Source organism: Ruegeria sp. R8_1 (assembly GCF_017743815.1).
Lineage (GTDB): Bacteria > Pseudomonadota > Alphaproteobacteria > Rhodobacterales > Rhodobacteraceae > Ruegeria > Ruegeria lacuscaerulensis_A.
Genome location: NZ_JAGHRL010000004.1, coordinates 153248 through 168597 on the forward strand (window position 1 = coordinate 153248; position 15350 = coordinate 168597).

Annotated in this window: 16 protein-coding genes; 5 read left to right on the forward strand and 11 right to left on the reverse strand. The window is 56.3% G+C overall.

Annotated features, from left to right (window positions below; translation table 11 throughout):
- Nucleotides 1–70: 70 nt before the first annotated feature.
- The 5 genes from J7380_RS11045 to J7380_RS11065 are packed head-to-tail and all read left to right on the forward strand — an operon-like array spanning nt 71 to nt 4268.
- On the forward strand, nt 71–1393 hold the full coding sequence (locus J7380_RS11045) for an FAD-dependent oxidoreductase (protein WP_170755156.1): 1323 nt from the start codon (nt 71–73) through the stop codon (nt 1391–1393).
- Nucleotides 1356–1892, forward strand: a complete 537-nt coding sequence (locus tag J7380_RS11050) for a hypothetical protein (protein ID WP_209195795.1) — start codon at nt 1356–1358, stop codon at nt 1890–1892. The genes J7380_RS11045 and J7380_RS11050 overlap by 38 nt, the downstream gene beginning before the upstream one ends.
- Nucleotides 1892–3115 carry an MFS transporter gene (locus tag J7380_RS11055; protein WP_209195796.1) on the forward strand — a complete coding sequence of 408 codons (1224 nt, stop codon included), beginning with the start codon at nt 1892–1894 and terminating at the stop codon, nt 3113–3115. Before J7380_RS11050 ends, J7380_RS11055 begins: the two co-directional genes overlap by 1 nt.
- Nucleotides 3112–3729, forward strand: coding sequence for a DUF3833 domain-containing protein (locus J7380_RS11060; RefSeq protein ID WP_209195797.1), 618 nt, complete (start codon nt 3112–3114; stop codon nt 3727–3729). The genes J7380_RS11055 and J7380_RS11060 overlap by 4 nt, the downstream gene beginning before the upstream one ends.
- Nucleotides 3726–4268, forward strand: a complete 543-nt coding sequence (locus J7380_RS11065) for a DUF3833 domain-containing protein (protein ID WP_209195798.1) — start codon at nt 3726–3728, stop codon at nt 4266–4268. The genes J7380_RS11060 and J7380_RS11065 overlap by 4 nt, the downstream gene beginning before the upstream one ends.
- A gap of 51 nt (nt 4269–4319) precedes the next feature.
- On the opposite strand, the gene J7380_RS11070 is transcribed toward J7380_RS11065, so the two are convergent.
- The 11 genes from J7380_RS11070 to J7380_RS11120 form a co-directional block, all read right to left on the reverse strand.
- Nucleotides 4320–5327 (reverse strand): porin, encoded by a 1008-nt coding sequence (locus J7380_RS11070; RefSeq protein WP_209195799.1) that lies wholly within the window; start codon nt 5325–5327, stop codon nt 4320–4322.
- Nucleotides 5328–5669: 342 nt separating this feature from the next.
- Nucleotides 5670–6827, reverse strand: coding sequence for a TonB family protein (locus J7380_RS11075; RefSeq protein ID WP_209195800.1), 1158 nt, complete (start codon nt 6825–6827; stop codon nt 5670–5672).
- Entirely contained in the window at nt 6824–7201 is a 378-nt protein-coding gene (locus tag J7380_RS11080) for a biopolymer transporter ExbD (protein ID WP_209195801.1), read from the reverse strand. The genes J7380_RS11075 and J7380_RS11080 overlap by 4 nt, the downstream gene beginning before the upstream one ends.
- Nucleotides 7198–7524: a biopolymer transporter ExbD gene (locus tag J7380_RS11085; RefSeq protein ID WP_209195802.1), complete on the reverse strand. Its 327-nt coding sequence runs from the start codon at nt 7522–7524 to the stop codon at nt 7198–7200. The genes J7380_RS11080 and J7380_RS11085 overlap by 4 nt, the downstream gene beginning before the upstream one ends.
- 31 nt (nt 7525–7555) lie before the next feature.
- On the reverse strand, nt 7556–8221 hold the full coding sequence (locus tag J7380_RS11090; RefSeq protein ID WP_209195803.1) for a MotA/TolQ/ExbB proton channel family protein: 666 nt from the start codon (nt 8219–8221) through the stop codon (nt 7556–7558).
- Entirely contained in the window at nt 8218–8652 is a 435-nt protein-coding gene (locus J7380_RS11095; RefSeq protein WP_209195804.1) for a hypothetical protein, read from the reverse strand. The genes J7380_RS11090 and J7380_RS11095 overlap by 4 nt, the downstream gene beginning before the upstream one ends.
- A 135-nt stretch (nt 8653–8787) precedes the next feature.
- Nucleotides 8788–11076 (reverse strand): glycoside hydrolase family 9 protein, encoded by a 2289-nt coding sequence (locus J7380_RS11100; RefSeq protein ID WP_209195805.1) that lies wholly within the window; start codon nt 11074–11076, stop codon nt 8788–8790.
- A 334-nt stretch (nt 11077–11410) separates the two neighbouring features.
- A complete protein-coding gene (locus tag J7380_RS11105) occupies nt 11411–12337 on the reverse strand; it encodes a glycosyltransferase family A protein (RefSeq protein WP_209195806.1) in 927 nt (308 codons plus the stop codon).
- Between the two features lies 1 nt (nt 12338).
- Nucleotides 12339–13304, reverse strand: coding sequence for a glycosyltransferase family 2 protein (locus J7380_RS11110; RefSeq protein WP_209195807.1), 966 nt, complete (start codon nt 13302–13304; stop codon nt 12339–12341).
- A gap of 37 nt (nt 13305–13341) precedes the next feature.
- Entirely contained in the window at nt 13342–14223 is an 882-nt protein-coding gene (locus J7380_RS11115) for a sulfotransferase (protein WP_209195808.1), read from the reverse strand.
- Between the two features lie 73 nt (nt 14224–14296).
- On the reverse strand, nt 14297–15079 hold the full coding sequence (locus tag J7380_RS11120; protein ID WP_209195809.1) for a WecB/TagA/CpsF family glycosyltransferase: 783 nt from the start codon (nt 15077–15079) through the stop codon (nt 14297–14299).
- Nucleotides 15080–15350 lie beyond the last annotated feature (271 nt).

Here is a 15350-nt window from a genome sequence, read left to right on the forward strand (position 1 = left end):
CCTAAGCCGATTGATCCACCCCCGCCTATTCTGCGTATCTTATTGTAATACGTTACATAACGAGGCTTGAATGTTCGACGAATCCCGGGGCGGCCGGAAAAAAATCGCAGTTATTGGCGCAGGCATCTCGGGTCTCTCCGCAGCTTACTACCTGTCAGAAAACAACGACGTAACCGTCTTTGAGGCCGAACCCCGGCTGGGCGGTCACGCGCGCACGGTTATGGCCGGAAAAAACGGCGATCAACCGGTGGATACCGGGTTCATCGTCTTCAACTATGTGACTTATCCGTACCTGACCGCGCTGTTTGACGAATTAAACGTTCCGGTCATCAAGTCGGAAATGAGCTTTGGCGCCACCATTGACAATGGCCGCATCGAATACGGGCTGAACAACCTGCGCACCCTGACGGCGCAGAAACGCAACTTGGCCCGCCCCGCCTATTACAAAATGATCGCCGACATCCTGCGGTTCGGAAAAGAGGCCCCAGAGGCCGCCCAAGACGATGACACCACGATCGGAGAGTTGGTGGATCAGCTACGCCTGGGCCATTGGTTCCGCCACAACTATCTGATGCCCATGTGTGGCGCGATCTGGTCGACCCCTGTTGAGTTCGTGGATCAGTTCCCGGCCCGCTCGCTGGTGCAATTCTTCCGAAACCACGCTCTGCTGGCCAGTGGACGCGCGAAGCAGCATCAATGGTATACTGTCAAAGGCGGTAGTATCGAATATGTGCGTCGCATCGATGCCGCGCTGCGCGCGCGCGGATGTGATATCCGATTGGCCGCGCCGGTTGATCACGTAAAACGCGACGATGTGGGTGTTACGGTCCACAGCCAAGGGCACGCGGATCAGTTTGACGAGATTATCCTCGCCACGCATTCCGATCAATCGCTGGCCATTCTGGGCGATGCCGCGACCGAAGCCGAGCGCGCGGCACTTGGCGCAATCCGGTATCAGCCCAATACAGCGATTCTGCATTGCGACGAACGTCAGATGCCCCGCCGACGCGCTTGCTGGTCCAGTTGGACCTATCGGTCGCAAGCCGGAAATGTTGGCGTAACCTATTGGATGAACCGTCTGCAGAACATTCCAGACAGCGATCCGCTGTTCGTATCGCTGAATGCTTCATCAGAAATTCCTGCGGATAAAATCTATGATCAGGTCGAATTTGCCCACCCGGTATTCGACAAAGCAGCCCTGAAAGCACAAGGGCAAATCCGCGAGATGCAGGGACAGAACCGAACCTGGTTTGCCGGCGCCTATAACAGGCACGGCTTTCACGAAGACGGGATTGCCAGCGCGATGCATGTCGTTGCGCAGCTGAACGGCACCCCGCAAACCCTCGGAGCTGAAAATGACACTCTTGCAAAAGGCCCGGCCATCCCTGCCTAAGGGTGGCTTCCGCGCGGCGTTGATTTCGGTGTTGCTGCTGGCGCCCAGCGGGCTTGCAGCCTCACCGGGCCTGAACACGCTGGACAACCCTCAACTGCATGGCACGGCAACCTACCGTTACTTGGGACTGCCTCTGTATAATGCGCAGCTGTTCACACAGCGCGGCGCGTCGTTTGATTGGGGGCAGGACTTTGCCCTTGAACTTCAATACCGCCGCAACGTGACGAAAAAGGCGCTGATCAATTCGACACTGGATGAGATGGAGCGCATCGGCAGCCCGGCCCCAGTGCGCGATCAGCTTGAAACCTGCTTCAAGGCCGTGAAGAAAGGCGACCGATACCTGGCCGTATCAGATGGACCAGATCGCGTATCTTTCTGGCTGAATGGAGCCAAGACCTGCACGATGTCCTATCCGGGCATCAAGCGCAGTTTCATGTCTGTTTTCTTGGGTGAAAACACGCGCTCGGCCGCCTTCTCGCAGAAGTTGCGAGGACAATAATGCTGTATCCGCGGGTCAGCCTCTATGCGCTGATGCTCGCGGCAGCGGGTATCCCGCTTTATATTCATCTGCCGCGTTTCGCCGCCGTCAATCTTGGTATCGGACTGGGTGTAATCGGTACTGTCCTGCTGGTGATCCGGTTGGTCGACTTGGTGCAGGATCCTTTGATCGGCTGGGCCATCGACCGTTGGCCCAAGGCCCAGCTGGTGTTCGCAGCAATGGCTGCGCTGGGGTTGGCCATTGGCTTTCCGGTCCTCTTTAACTTGCCCGAAGGCGCAAGTATCCCAGCGTTAGTCTCTGTTCTGGTGTTACTGTTTTCGGCCTACAGCCTCGGCACGATCCTTTTGTATGGCCGCAGCGCCACCCTTGCGAAACAGACAGATCCGAAAGAACTGATGACACTGGCTGCATGGCGCGAGGGTGGCCAATTGTTAGGAGTGGTCGTCGCAGCCAGTGCCCCTGCTCTGTTTCTGGCGTTCGGAGCGGCCGCTCAGGGATATCCAGCTTTCGGCATATTCCTGGGTCTGTTAGCGGTGCTGACATGCGCGGTGACGTACCCTATATGGCTGCGTACCCCGATTACCGGCGACGGTTTGTCTTTTGCAGGGCTGGGTCAGGCAGGTGCGCTGCGTCTGTTGGCTTTGGCGCTGGTGAACAGTTTGCCTGTGGCCATCACGTCAACCTTGTTTTTGTTCTTCGTTGAAGATCGCCTGCAATTGCCTGGAAAGGCCGGGCCGTTATTGATCCTGTTTTTCCTCAGCGCCGGGGCAAGCGTGCCGCTTTGGGCACGCCTAAGCAACCGAATTGGCCCGAAACAGACTCTGATCATTGCCATGCCCCTTTCGATCGCAGGCTTCATCGGTGCCGCGACTCTGTCGGCGGGGAACCTGACTGGGTTCGCGGTGATCTGTATCGCATCTGGTGCCGCATTAGGCGCTGATATGGTCGTGTTGCCAGCGATGTTCTCGGTCGTACTGACGCGCGCTGGCCTGAACGCATCCGCGGCATTTGGCATCTGGTCATTTGCGGGCAAACTGGGCCTTGCATTGGCCGCCTTTTTCACTCTGCCGCTGCTCGAACGCAGCGGATTCACTCCGGGACAAGCAAACTCGGCCGAGGCTCTGAATACGCTCAACCTCGCCTACGCAGTGCTGCCCTGCATCCTGAAACTCGGCGCGTTCGGAATGGTTCTGACGTTGCCAACGGAGGTCACTTCCAAATGACACTTGTTGCCATCCTTCTTGCCGCCATCCTTTTGGTGATCATCGCAAAACGGAGGTTCCTGAGCTTTCGCTCACAGGCGCCTGCGGACTACGTAAGCACAGGCCCTGCCTTTAACATGAAACAGAACCTGAACGGGGAAATCCTGTCCGAGGGGTTGATCTATGGACCCAACGGCAAGATGACCAACAGCTTTGTTGCCCGCATGGTTGGCGAATGGGACGGAAACACCGGTACACTGGCCGAGTATTTCACCTATTCCAACGGCAAGCAGATGACCCGCAAATGGTATCTGACACTTGGCACTGGCAACACATTTACCGCCACTGCAGATGACATCGTGGGCGAGGGTCAAGGCACGATCTCGGGGTCTACTGTCAAGTTGAAGTACCGGATCATTTTGCCGCAAGATTCAGGCGGGCATACTCTGGACGTGACCGATTGGATGTATCTGACCGAAAACGGTGTGATCATGAACCGGTCCGAGATGCGCAAGTTCGGAATAAAGGTTGCCGAACTGGTTGCCACGATGCGCCCTGCGCCCGAGGTCAAGACCGCGCATCTGAACGGGGCGAACGGCTATGATGCAGACAGCGACGTGAGGCCGATGCAATGACGATCCGGCAGCTTACTGTCTCAGCTCTGGCGATCGCGGGGATTGTGGCTTTGGCATCCTGCTCGGCCAAGCCGCGCGTTCCAAAGACGTTCCTGTCAGACCGGCAGTTGAATCTGGAAGAGTTCTTTGAGGGCGAAACCGTAGCCTATGGGCAGTTCCAAGACGTTCTGGGCAATGTCCCGCGACGGTTTACTGTGGATATAGACGGCACATGGGACGGCAAAACGCTGACGCTTGTCGAAGATTTTGTTTATGACGATGGTGCCACGGAACAGCGGATCTGGACTCTGACCAAAACAGGTGAGGATACGTGGACAGGAACCGCTCCGGGCGTGCTTGGCACCGCCTCGGGTGTCGAGCGTGGGGATACGTTCAACTGGAAATACAAAATAGACCTGCCCATCAAAGAAGGCATAATGCGCGTGAACTTCGACGACTGGATGTGGCTGTTGTCGGATGACCGGTTGCTGAACCGCGCTTATGTTTCGCGTTACGGCGTGCGCTTGGGCGAGGTCATTCTGTTCTTTGAAAAGAAATGACAAAGGGCGGATCCAAGGACCCGCCCAGTGGTCTGTATGGTTCAGATCAACTTAGAAGTTGAACTGAGCACCAAAGTCAGCGCGGATGCGGCCGTCTTCGTCACCGTCTTTGATCTCGCCAACAGCGCCACGCAGGGTCGCACCGTTGCCCAGGTCGTAGATGGCGCCAACACCGATGTTGCGCGTGTCGTCATCCGCATTGCCGTCACCGTAAACGAACTGCAGGGTGGTTGCTGCGCCAACGTTGTAGGCTGCCGACAGACCATAGGCAGTGCCGTTTTCGGCATCGTCAGCAACGTCGTCGTCTGCCAGGAACAGGGTGCCGTAGAAATCGCCCAGTTCTGCGCCGATGGTCAGAACGGCCAGGCTTTCTTTTTCAACGCCAGCGCCTTCGTCGGTCTCACCATAGGCCAGCGACGCGGTGATGTTGTTGAATGTGTACGAACCGCTTACGTCCCAGCGATCGCGATCGTCAGTCTGACCCGCGCCCAAGAATTGAGTGTCCTGATCATACGAGGCCGAGAACGCGAAATCGCCGACGGTGTAACGGAAGAATACCGCGTTTGCACCGGAACCGGTCGAGCTGTACTCGAGGAACGAGTAGTTAACGCCAACGTACTGGCCAAGGAATTCTTCCAGGCCGGGTTCGTTGCCGAAATAGTCATCCAGGTTGTCGAACGAACCCGAGACGTTGCCCGCGTCAACACGCAAGCCGCCGTAGATGACCGAGAAACGGGCGCCGTTCAGACCAGCTTCGTTCTGTTCACCGGTGGACGAGTCGTCGTCGGCCTGCAAACGAACGCGGCCCTGGAATTCGACACCGCTGTCGGTTTCGACATTGGCGTCGATGTTCAGGCGGAAACGCGACACCAGAATGGTATTGTCGGTCGAAGGATTGTTCACGTTGACGGCGCCGCCGGCGGTCGTGGTTGTGGTTTGTGCAGAACGATCTTCTTCGTAGCCAATACCAAAACGACCGTAGCCGCTGAATTTAACTTCCGCGGCAGCAACGCTTGCGGTTGCGATCAGCGCGGTCGATGCGATGAGGAGTTTTTTCATGGTGTGATTCCATAAATTTCGAGAGGAGGACAGCCGCGCAATTGCGACTTGAGCTTCCATTCTTAGATTTACAGAAATTACGCAATATGTATCTTGCGTTTTTTTGTCAGCTCAATGGAGTCTGTTGCATCTTTGCACTGATCGCTGATCCCGCCGCAGCGGAGTTAGCGTTTATCTAAGAACCATTCGGGGATTCACTAGAAACATTACAAAGGTGTGATCGAAAAAAGTGAAGATGGGCCTTGAAACGGCCAAGCGCCGGACTGTCGCATTGAAAATAAAGGTAAATTCAAAACCCAAATTTTTGAGTGCAGATAAAACGATCTGCATGTCCGATGGTGGTCAGTTACTGGTATAAAAGAACGACAAACTGCGGCTGGTTCCTCCGGGCGGCAGAGGGAACGGCTCGGCGGCGCGAACTTGCGCGCGGGCAGCGCGGTCGACTTCGGGCGAGCCGGAACTGTCCACCACATCGACAAAGGCCAGTGATCCGTCAGGGTTGATCCGGAAGAAAACCTGCGCAAAGCCGCGCGCCGAGACAAAGACGACCGGGGCGCGGTTCAGATGGACCAGAACCTCGCCCGCATAGTTGGTGGTGTCCGAATTCCCGGGCCCCCGCCCACCAGACCGGGTGCCACTGTTGCCTCGGGTGAAATTATCCACCCCACTGCGCCGATAGGTGGATAAGGGCGACTCGATCTCTTGCGAAGGGAATCTCAGATCACTGAAATCCCGCGCGCCATTACTTGCGCCTTGCCGTTGGGGTGTCGGCTCGCGCTCGGGCCGTTGTGGCCGGATCGAGGACCGAACAGCCAGTTCCGAATCCGCCTCGGTCTCTTCCGGCTCGGCGGTTGCTTCGGGCAGGACGGGATCGACCGCCTCATCTTCTAGCGGAACCACCGGCACGGCGGAAATTTCGGGCACAGGTTCAGCTTCGGGTTCAGGAAGCGCTGCCAGTTCTTCGACCTCAGGTGTCACGGGCGGCGTTTCGGTGGGGGCCTCAAGTTCCTCGGGCAAAACGTCCGGATCGCCTTCGGGTATCTCGACCACCTCTGCTGTTTCCACGGGCGGAGTTTCTTCAATGTCATCGCTCGCAGCTTCTTCGCCTTCAGATGTATCTTCGGTCTCAGCCACATCCGGTTCGACCGGCTCGGTTTCCACGGGCTGCACAACTTCGGCCTCACCAACATCCGGTGAGAAGGTCTGCTGAGGGTTTTCCGAGGCGACAAGCGCCTCGCTGACCGGCACTTCAGGTTCCTCTGGCAGTTCTTCGACAACTTCTTCTTCGGCTGGCGGCTCTGGCTCGGGTTCGGGCTCTTCCGGTTCTGATGCGGGTTCGGCAAGGTCTTCGAAACTGTTGCCCAGTTCAACCGTATCTTGCGCATCCGAAGTGCCAGCATCCTGAACCAGATTTGGCGTCGTAAACGCAAGCCCCATGAAATGCAGAAGCAATGACACCAGTACGGCGACAACCGCGATGAAAATGGACCCCCGGATCATTCCAACGCCTTTTGGGTCACCACGAATACAGATGTTGCCCCAAGACGACGCAATGTCCCCGTAACTTCGACCAGACGCGCGCCCAGCGCCTCGCGATCGGGGACGATCCGCACCGGTCCGGGCTCTCGGCCTTGCATATAGGCTTCGGGCTCAATCTCTGTTCCGCGAAAACTCAGGCTGCCGTCACTGTGCATGACCAAAGCATCGGGCGGTTCGCGCCCATCCAATTCGGACGTATCCACAAGCTGCAGTTCCGGATCCAGCGGCACCGCAACCGTTCCGGCGATCAGAAAGAAGATCAACATCAGAAAGACGACGTTGATCAGAGCGATCGTCGAGTCGCGTTTGCGGCGAGGACGAATTGAGCGGATCATTCCAGCACCAAAACGCTGAGACCTTCGCGCCCCCTGAGCCGGACCAAAAGGTCCACCAACCGCTGCGAGTTGGTCGCCTCGCCCAAACTGATCAGAATCTGACCGGTTTCGACCTGCGCCGTCAGATCATCAAACGTGATGTCAGCACCGTTCAAAGTCAGCGTCTCGGGCCCGAGTTGAACAAAAAACCGTTCGGTCGGGGTATCAGAGGGGGTGCCGCCACCGGTCGCGTTACTCAGCTCGATTTCGGCGTATTTCGAAAAAGTTGACGTGAGCATGAAAAACAGCAGCAGCAGAAAGATCACGTCGATGAGCGGTGTCATCGACAGCGGCCGTCTGACAAAGGGCGCCCTGTTACGCATGTCCCGGTGCAGTTTCAATGGTTTGGTCAGTATCGGCGAGCGGGATCGCTTGCCCAGGCACAAGGATCGTGCGCAGCGCCTTGTCGGCGAATACTCTTTCACGTGCCGTCCGGCTTTCGAACCAAGACAGGACCATTGAGGTCGGCATAGCCACGGCCAACCCAACAGCAGTCGTGATCAGAGCCACCCAAATTCCGCCCGCCAAAAGTGACGGATCAACAGACGATCCAGCGGATTGCAGGCTTTGAAACGCCTCGATCATACCCAGAACAGTCCCGAACAAACCCAGCAGCGGCGCCAACTGGGCCACCGTGTCCAACAGGCGAAAGCCGCGTTCAAGCCCGGCCAGCGCCAGCCCAGCTTCGGCATCCAAACGTTGGTCCAGACCCGGTGCATCCGGCGCATCCATCGCCACTTCGACCAACGGGGCCAGATAACTGTGGCTTTTGGCCAGCCGCGCGCGCGCCCTCTGCTTGTCGCCATCATCCCAGGCCGCCAGCGCCTGCGACAACACCCGGTGCCGTCCAACACCTGACACGGTGAACTGCCAGACCTTGTAGAGCGTCACCGCTAGGGTCACGACGGACATGGCAATCAGGATCGCAACGACCGGTCCGCCAAGGTTCAGGATTTCGCGCAGCGCGTCAATCGGGCTCATCCCAGAAGCTCCACATCTGTGCGGGTACTCAGCTTCAGTGCGTCAATGCAGATCGGACTGTCTGCGCCGTCGACCGAGCATTTCTTTGCACCGTTGATCAGCACTTGGCCGATGGACGCGCAGCTTACGTCGCGCAGGTCAAATCGCCGTAACCGGGGGCGGTCCACGGGCAGTTCGCGAAACGGGTACAGCGTCAGGGTGATCAGACTGCCGGATGTGTCGAAGATAACCGTTTCGAAACTGGCGTCTTCTATGTCGATACCGGTTTTGTTTTCGACCAGGAAGTTCATGCGACAGCCCTGTTCGACATCCTGCAAAGCATTCAATTCAATCTGCAAATTCCCCGGTCCACTGTCCTGAGACTGCGCGGCAGACACGAACGGCAAGCTACAGAAGATCAAAGCCACAAGGGCCGAGCGGAGAAACGGCATTTACGTGCTCCCGATTGTTCAAAGTGGACACCGAAGACCGACGACACTTGACTGGCGATCCGCTACACATAGCGAACACCGCAAGCCGGTAAAAGAGTAGCAGACGGCTTTGTGAATTTCGTGGCAGTCCTGCGCCTATTCGGTTGTAGTGTCACCATTTCCCGACGCCTCATCAGAGGGTCGACGCGTTGCGAATGCACAGGCGACCAACCATTCCATCGCGTTCGCCTTCATGTCATGTTCCGCTGTCACGGCGATACTGCGACTTTCGAAGATCTGATTGTAAATCGGCCAGTCATCCTGGAGAGAAGGGTAAATCGACCCTTGTGTCTTTCTCTGCTCCCATTTGTGCATCTTGCCTCCGGCTACTCCAAAGCTGATCTGGCCGGGAATCGTGGCCGTTCCACGCCGGTCGGTCATCAAAGGGTCCGAAAAATCGCGATGCCCCATACCTTGCACAAAACTGACATTGGCGGGATTGCAGCCCAGCCCGAACCACATGCCTTCCGCAGCCTTGTCCAGCAAATCCTGCGGCACGTCCTCTACCAACGCACCGTACATGGCGAACTGTCCGGCTCTCCAGTTCGAGCCGGGACCAAATCGCATCCAACCCCGGCCCCAAGGGTACGTGGCCGTCGTGTGCAACCCGAAATCCCGCCCCATTCTTTCGCCTTTTAAAGCGCGCGATTTTAACCAGCGACCGATCGCGGAATACACCTTGCTGTTTACGGGCCTGCCTTCTTTGGCGGCTTTCATATATTCGGTATTGCTGTAGGGATAGACACCCAATCGAACGCCGTCCGCAGGCGTATCAGCCTGCGGGGCAAACGGGTTATGAGCTTCAAACGCAGCGCGCGCCTGTTTGTTACCGGTCGCCCGATACAAAGCCGCCGCGGCAGCGACACGGGCCTCGGCGACCCTGCTTTTCGACAAAACGGCCGTCTCATCAGCTTCGTTCATGTCCGGCACAGGTTGCTGTTCCGCCCAATTCCACGCCAACAGAGCTTCGGCAATGATCGCATCGCCCAGCACCAGGTCTGCGCAGGTGTTCTTGATCACATGCCCCAGCTTGGCTGCGCCGAAGACGAACCGATAAGCGGCCCAGACCTCGGGTCCATAGGCATAGATTTTCTGTACCGGGTTCCATGAAACCGATCCAAATATCCCGCTTCTGGAATACTCGACGCCGCCTATGATCGCACCATCCTCGTGCTGTGTGCGACGCCACAAAGACGCGCCCCAAAGTGCCTCGTGGATCAGATCAGGCAGGACGGTTTGACCATCTCCGATATCCTGCGCGTTCTTTTTGGCCTTCACGGCCGGATGCGCGAAAGGTTTGCCGCTTTCAGGCAGGTTCAGGTCCAGAGTCCGGCAGTGATCATGAGCCTCGACAAGTTCGGCCATGTGAAAAACCACATCCATGTGCTGCACGCGGCGATCCCAGTCACCCGCATCATGCCATCCACCCCATGCATTTGGATTGGTCGACATCGTCGACAGTTCGGGCGCGGCGTCGGTACCTCCTGCCCCCTGCACATACTCGGACAGCAATTCAAAAACACGCGCTTTTCCGTAGCCCTCACTTGTAACGCCCAGTTTCACGTCCGTTTGCCATATTCTGAGCCCATCGTCGGGGTGACCGTCGCGCGGCCGCGATATCCCCTCGCCGAATGGTTCCGCAATTTCACAACCGGATCTCTGGTAATAGTACCAGCGGGCAGCCAGTCGCAGGGCTTTGTCGTAAGGTGCGAGTGATACAGGGAAGGGAAAGGACCGACCCAACCCGTCGACATGAAGATGAAAATCTCCCTCGAGATTCAGGTCAGAAAAATCTGCTTCGTAGATATCGCAGCCATTGAAATTAAGGTCTTTCCGATGCGGCTCGGCCCCAGGTTTCACAAGTCGCAAACGACCTGACATCGCTTCGGCCCCGTCTTGGGTGGACGTAAGGCGCCAAACCGTGTCCTCCGATACTGCGCCATCCGTGTTTCCGGCCCGGCCGTTCTGGTCCTGCCCCCACCACGCACCGACATATGCCTTCTTTGGCCCGGTCAGAGGATATCCGGCATGACAAACGTGGATCGCTTCGCTGAATGGGTTTTTTTCTCGGCGCTGTTCGATCCTTTTTACAGACGGCCCCTTGATGGCAACGACCGCACCGTCGGGAATGTCTTGATCCAGTTCGAAGGTTACAACATGCCTTTTCGTGCTTTCGAAACGTCCGTTTGCGACTGCCATCGTCTGAACAGGTGTCGATTTGCGGTACAGCGCTTTCACCTGCACGGCTGTACCGTCGACGGTCACTTGCCACTGATCAGCCTCATCAGCCAAAGCGTGCTTTTGATGGTCTTCTTTGCCCAGACGAAACCCGCCCAAGCGGCTGCCCTTCTCGACTTTGGCCCAACTTGTGAAAAGTTGAGGCATGGTCGCACTCTCATTCCCCGAGAAGTTCCCTGAACGACCATTCAGCTTCCCGACCGAACCGAAATCCTTTGTTGGGTCCGGCGACCATACGACTCGGTCAGTAGCGGCCACTTCAACAGATTCAGGTGCTGCCAATTTGGTATCAACAAGAGTGAGCTGGATAATACTTGCGCCAATAAATCCAACACTATCTTCTGTCACATGCTGTCGCGCCTGAGCATGAACCGGCGCGACACCAATCGACAAAAGCCCTGCCAAACAGGTGCTTTGCAACAAAAACATACGCCGAGACAAAGCCATTGATCATTTGCCCCCTTCTGATCATTCGCCTATCTTACACCCTTCGATCCAAACTGCGAACGAAGCGCCAGATCAATTTCGGGCGAAACAAGCTGTCCGGGTACATGATCACGCCACACAAGCCTTCGAACAAGGCGACGGGTTTGCGCCCATACAGGTACTGATTTCGGACACCCGACCAAAACGCATCTATGTGCCGCGCACGTAAAAGAAACCGCAGACGCGCACCGAATTCTTTTTGCATCTCAGGATTAACCGCAATCTTCTTGACGCACGGCACCTGCTGCACAAACAGCGAACTGCGCGTTTTGAAATTCGCCCCGTTTGCGACCTGACGGTAATACAACAAAGCCGGGCCTCGGATCACGCTGAATTGGCCATGCAGCAAGACACGGCACCAGAATTCCCAATCTTCCCCGGCGGTCAGGTCTTCGTCATATCCTCCGGACAGCCGTGCAACCTCGGTGCGCAGGGCAAGCGCGCCTCCGTTTACGACGAAGTTCTTTTTCAACAAGGCAGGCAGTTGTTCTCCGTCCGGTACCAGCGTCCTGTTATCGGCACCGCGCAGATGTTCACCATCGACATTAATACGCTGGACGCCCGCCAGCGCACCGATTGCGTCAGAACCTTCGAGAGCGTCCTTGTAAAACAGCAGCCCATCAGCGTGCAGCAGATCATCCGCATCCAGGAATAACACGTAGACACCACGCGCCAGACTTAGACCCAAGTTTCGTGCGGCGCTGACACCCTTGGCCGGCCCGACAACGGGAATGAAACGCGGGTCGCGACCGGCAAACTCTTCGATGATGCCACGTGTTCCGTCGGACGAGCCGTCGTCAATACAAAGAACCTCGAAATCTGCGAAGGTCTGGCCAACAAGGCTTTGAAACGTTTCTTCGATGAAACGTTCCATGTTGCGTGCGGGAATAACCACCGAAAACACCGGGTTTGCCTGCTGCATGTCAACGCCCCCCTATGCGATCGACCTGAACGGCCGCCGCGCTATATTCGGAAAAGGTTAATCGCGCCATCGCCGCCAGCATTCCCGCACCACGACAGACTTCAAGAACACCCCGGTACATCCTTGCTCTGGAGCCGAAACCCAAACACAGGCACAAGGCTGCCCCCCACCCGATGGCCCCGACGCCTTTGACCATCCGTAGAACCACCCCCTGACGCCGGATCAACGCGATGCGCCCCAATGTATTGCCCTTGCGGAACCAACGTCGGCTTAGCCAACGCATGGTGGTCCTGTTTTCCGGGACATCATCCCAAACCAGTGCATCGGCTGCAGCTCGGATCGTGCCGCCCGTTTGCTTTAACCGCGAAAAGAACTCTTCATCCTCGCCTCCGGTCGTGTTGAAGCGCATGTCGAACCGCAGGCCATGCGCCCGAATGACCGCAGCATCCGCGATCGAGTTGTTCGTTGCAGCAGAAGGTAACTGAGCCCGATGTTCATAAGGCCCCATTTGAAACAGCCCTAATGCGTCCACCCAATCTGGCGGTTGTTTCCGGTATTTGGGCTGGACTGCGCCCTGCACAGCAACCGTCTCGGGTGTTTCAATCACATCAAGCATGCGCGCCAACCAAGTAGGAGAGGCCGTTTCGTCATCGTCCAGAAAAGCGAAATACCTTGCATCATATGGGGCCTCAGCCAGAGTCCGGTTGCGCGCCGAAACAATGCCGCGCTCGTGCTCGATCACGTAGATCACCGGCCATGGGCTAAGCCCCTGTATGTCGCCCACCTGGGATTGTGCCGTTTCATCGGGCGCGTTGTCCGCGATGACCAGCGTGATCCGGACATTCCAACCCTCCAGATCCTGCGCATTCAGGCTTTCGATCAGCATTTTCAGCCCGTGCGGTCGCCGATAAGTCGCAATGCAAATCGCGACATGCAGAACGGGGTCTTGCTGAACCTCAGCGCGCATTTTCAATCGCCCCAACTGGTTGGAAGAACCCCATGACTCACCCTTGGGATTCGGAACAGTCAGCAAACACGTCCCGCCATGTCGGCCACGGCAAGGCATCCCGACCAGCTTGTTGGGCCACATATTCCATGTCCGGCGTGAACTGATTTGCCAGGCGTTGCCGTGTTTCCGGCGTCGGCGGTGCCACTTTGGTTTTCAGGTGCTGCCTGTTCATCGACAGCGCCTGTTTCAAACCCGGCAATTCCTTCAGGGAACTTACCAGACCCGGCATGCCCAACGAACGGATTGTATCGCCGCCATATCGAAGTGTTTTTTGCACCCCGGGCATCCTATACGTGATGCTTTCGTGGTGGCGGGCTCCCAGGGACACGGGGTTGGCCTCGGCCGCGACGCCAAGGTGGTCGCAAACTTTGTCATAGGTGCCACGAGGATCGGCGGAAATATCCTCGGAGAACAGCAACAGCAGCGCATCTCGATCAAAATGGGCAAGCCAACTTTCCAGATTGGCCTTGTAGTGACTTTGAAGCGCATAGGCAGGGTTTTGCGCCCATGCGGTCTCGAACGAAGTTGCCGGATCAATGTGGCCCTTGCGTATTTCGTGCATATGGTTCGAAAACGCCCGCTCGATCGGATCACGCAAAATACAGATCAGTTTGAGATCTTTGTTGTAGGAACGTGCCCTCTGAGCTGCATCGCGACTGAAAAAATAGGTGGGCGAACACTCACCCCTGATACGGCCCTCAGAATTGTCGTCGAAACAGGATTCGTACCACGTGTACCCTCGGTCATAATTTGCGGTGAAAAAGTTCAGCTCTTTCGTTTCGCTGGTTACCACGTCCGGGTGTTCCGCGAGGACATGATGCAGCCATGTTGTCGCGGCTTTTTGCGCGCCAATGCCAATAAATCCGACTTTCGCCACTTTAAAACACCTTCCAACTCATCAACAGAACCCGCCCGACGACTTGAAATACGTTATACGCCGGCGGTGTGTGTTATTGCCGTCGCAATCGCCGGGATATGTCTTTTCTGAGCACAATACTCAGCGCGTGCGGAATGGTGTGCACATACCTTTTGATCAGGTATCGCGGACCAGTTGCAATTCGGTGCAGCCATTCCAGCCCCGACTTTTGCATCCACAAAGGCGCCCGAGCGTAATCACCAACTATGTAGTGATAACACCCGCCACAGGTCACAATCCAAGCGCAGTTTTCCAACTTTGGAGCAATGCGCGCAGCGAAGTATTGCTCTTTCGGCTTACCCAACCCAACCCAAAGAATATCCGCGCCGCTCGCATTGATATCTTCGATAATGGCATCTTCTTCGCTTTCATCGAAGTACCCATTGCGCCGTCCGGCAATTTTCAAACCGGGATACAAATCCTTGAGTTTTTCAGTACAGTCGCGGTTTATTTCTTCGACGCCGCCCAACAAATAAAAACTAAGATCATTCTTCACGGCGACTATTGCCGCCGAATGAATAAAGTCAGTGGTCGCAGTTCGTTCGGGGATTCTGGGTTGGCCCTTAATGAACTTGGAGGCCCAGACAATAATCTGGCCGTCCGCATGAACGATATCGGCAGAGTTCATGACCTTTGTGAACCGTTCATCCGTGGAATACGCGGAAATTGCATGCGCATTGGACGAAAATACCGTCAACGCGCGGCCCAGCTGCCCTGACCTGCGTTGCTTCACGTCTTCAACCATGGCTGACGTGAGTTCTTCGTCACTTGCAACTGCGACAGGCATTCCACCCACCAAAATATGCGGCAAACGCATTTCGGCATGTTTACTCATAATCAGTCGTCCCTAAAAACAAAGGTAGATACTAGGTACGGCGTAAGGTTAGCAGGCGTAGTGATTCTTACTATTAAATTTGGCGGTGAATCCCGGATTGCGGGCGAATTAACCTAAGTTAAGACTATTCTTATCACGTTATCCCGACTTTTAGCATCATTAGTTAAAATTTTAGCCTATTGTTCGCGCAATTGCAGATTTTTCTGTTGAATGCCCCCCTCTCGGCTTATGTTTCTAAATATAGATATTTAGT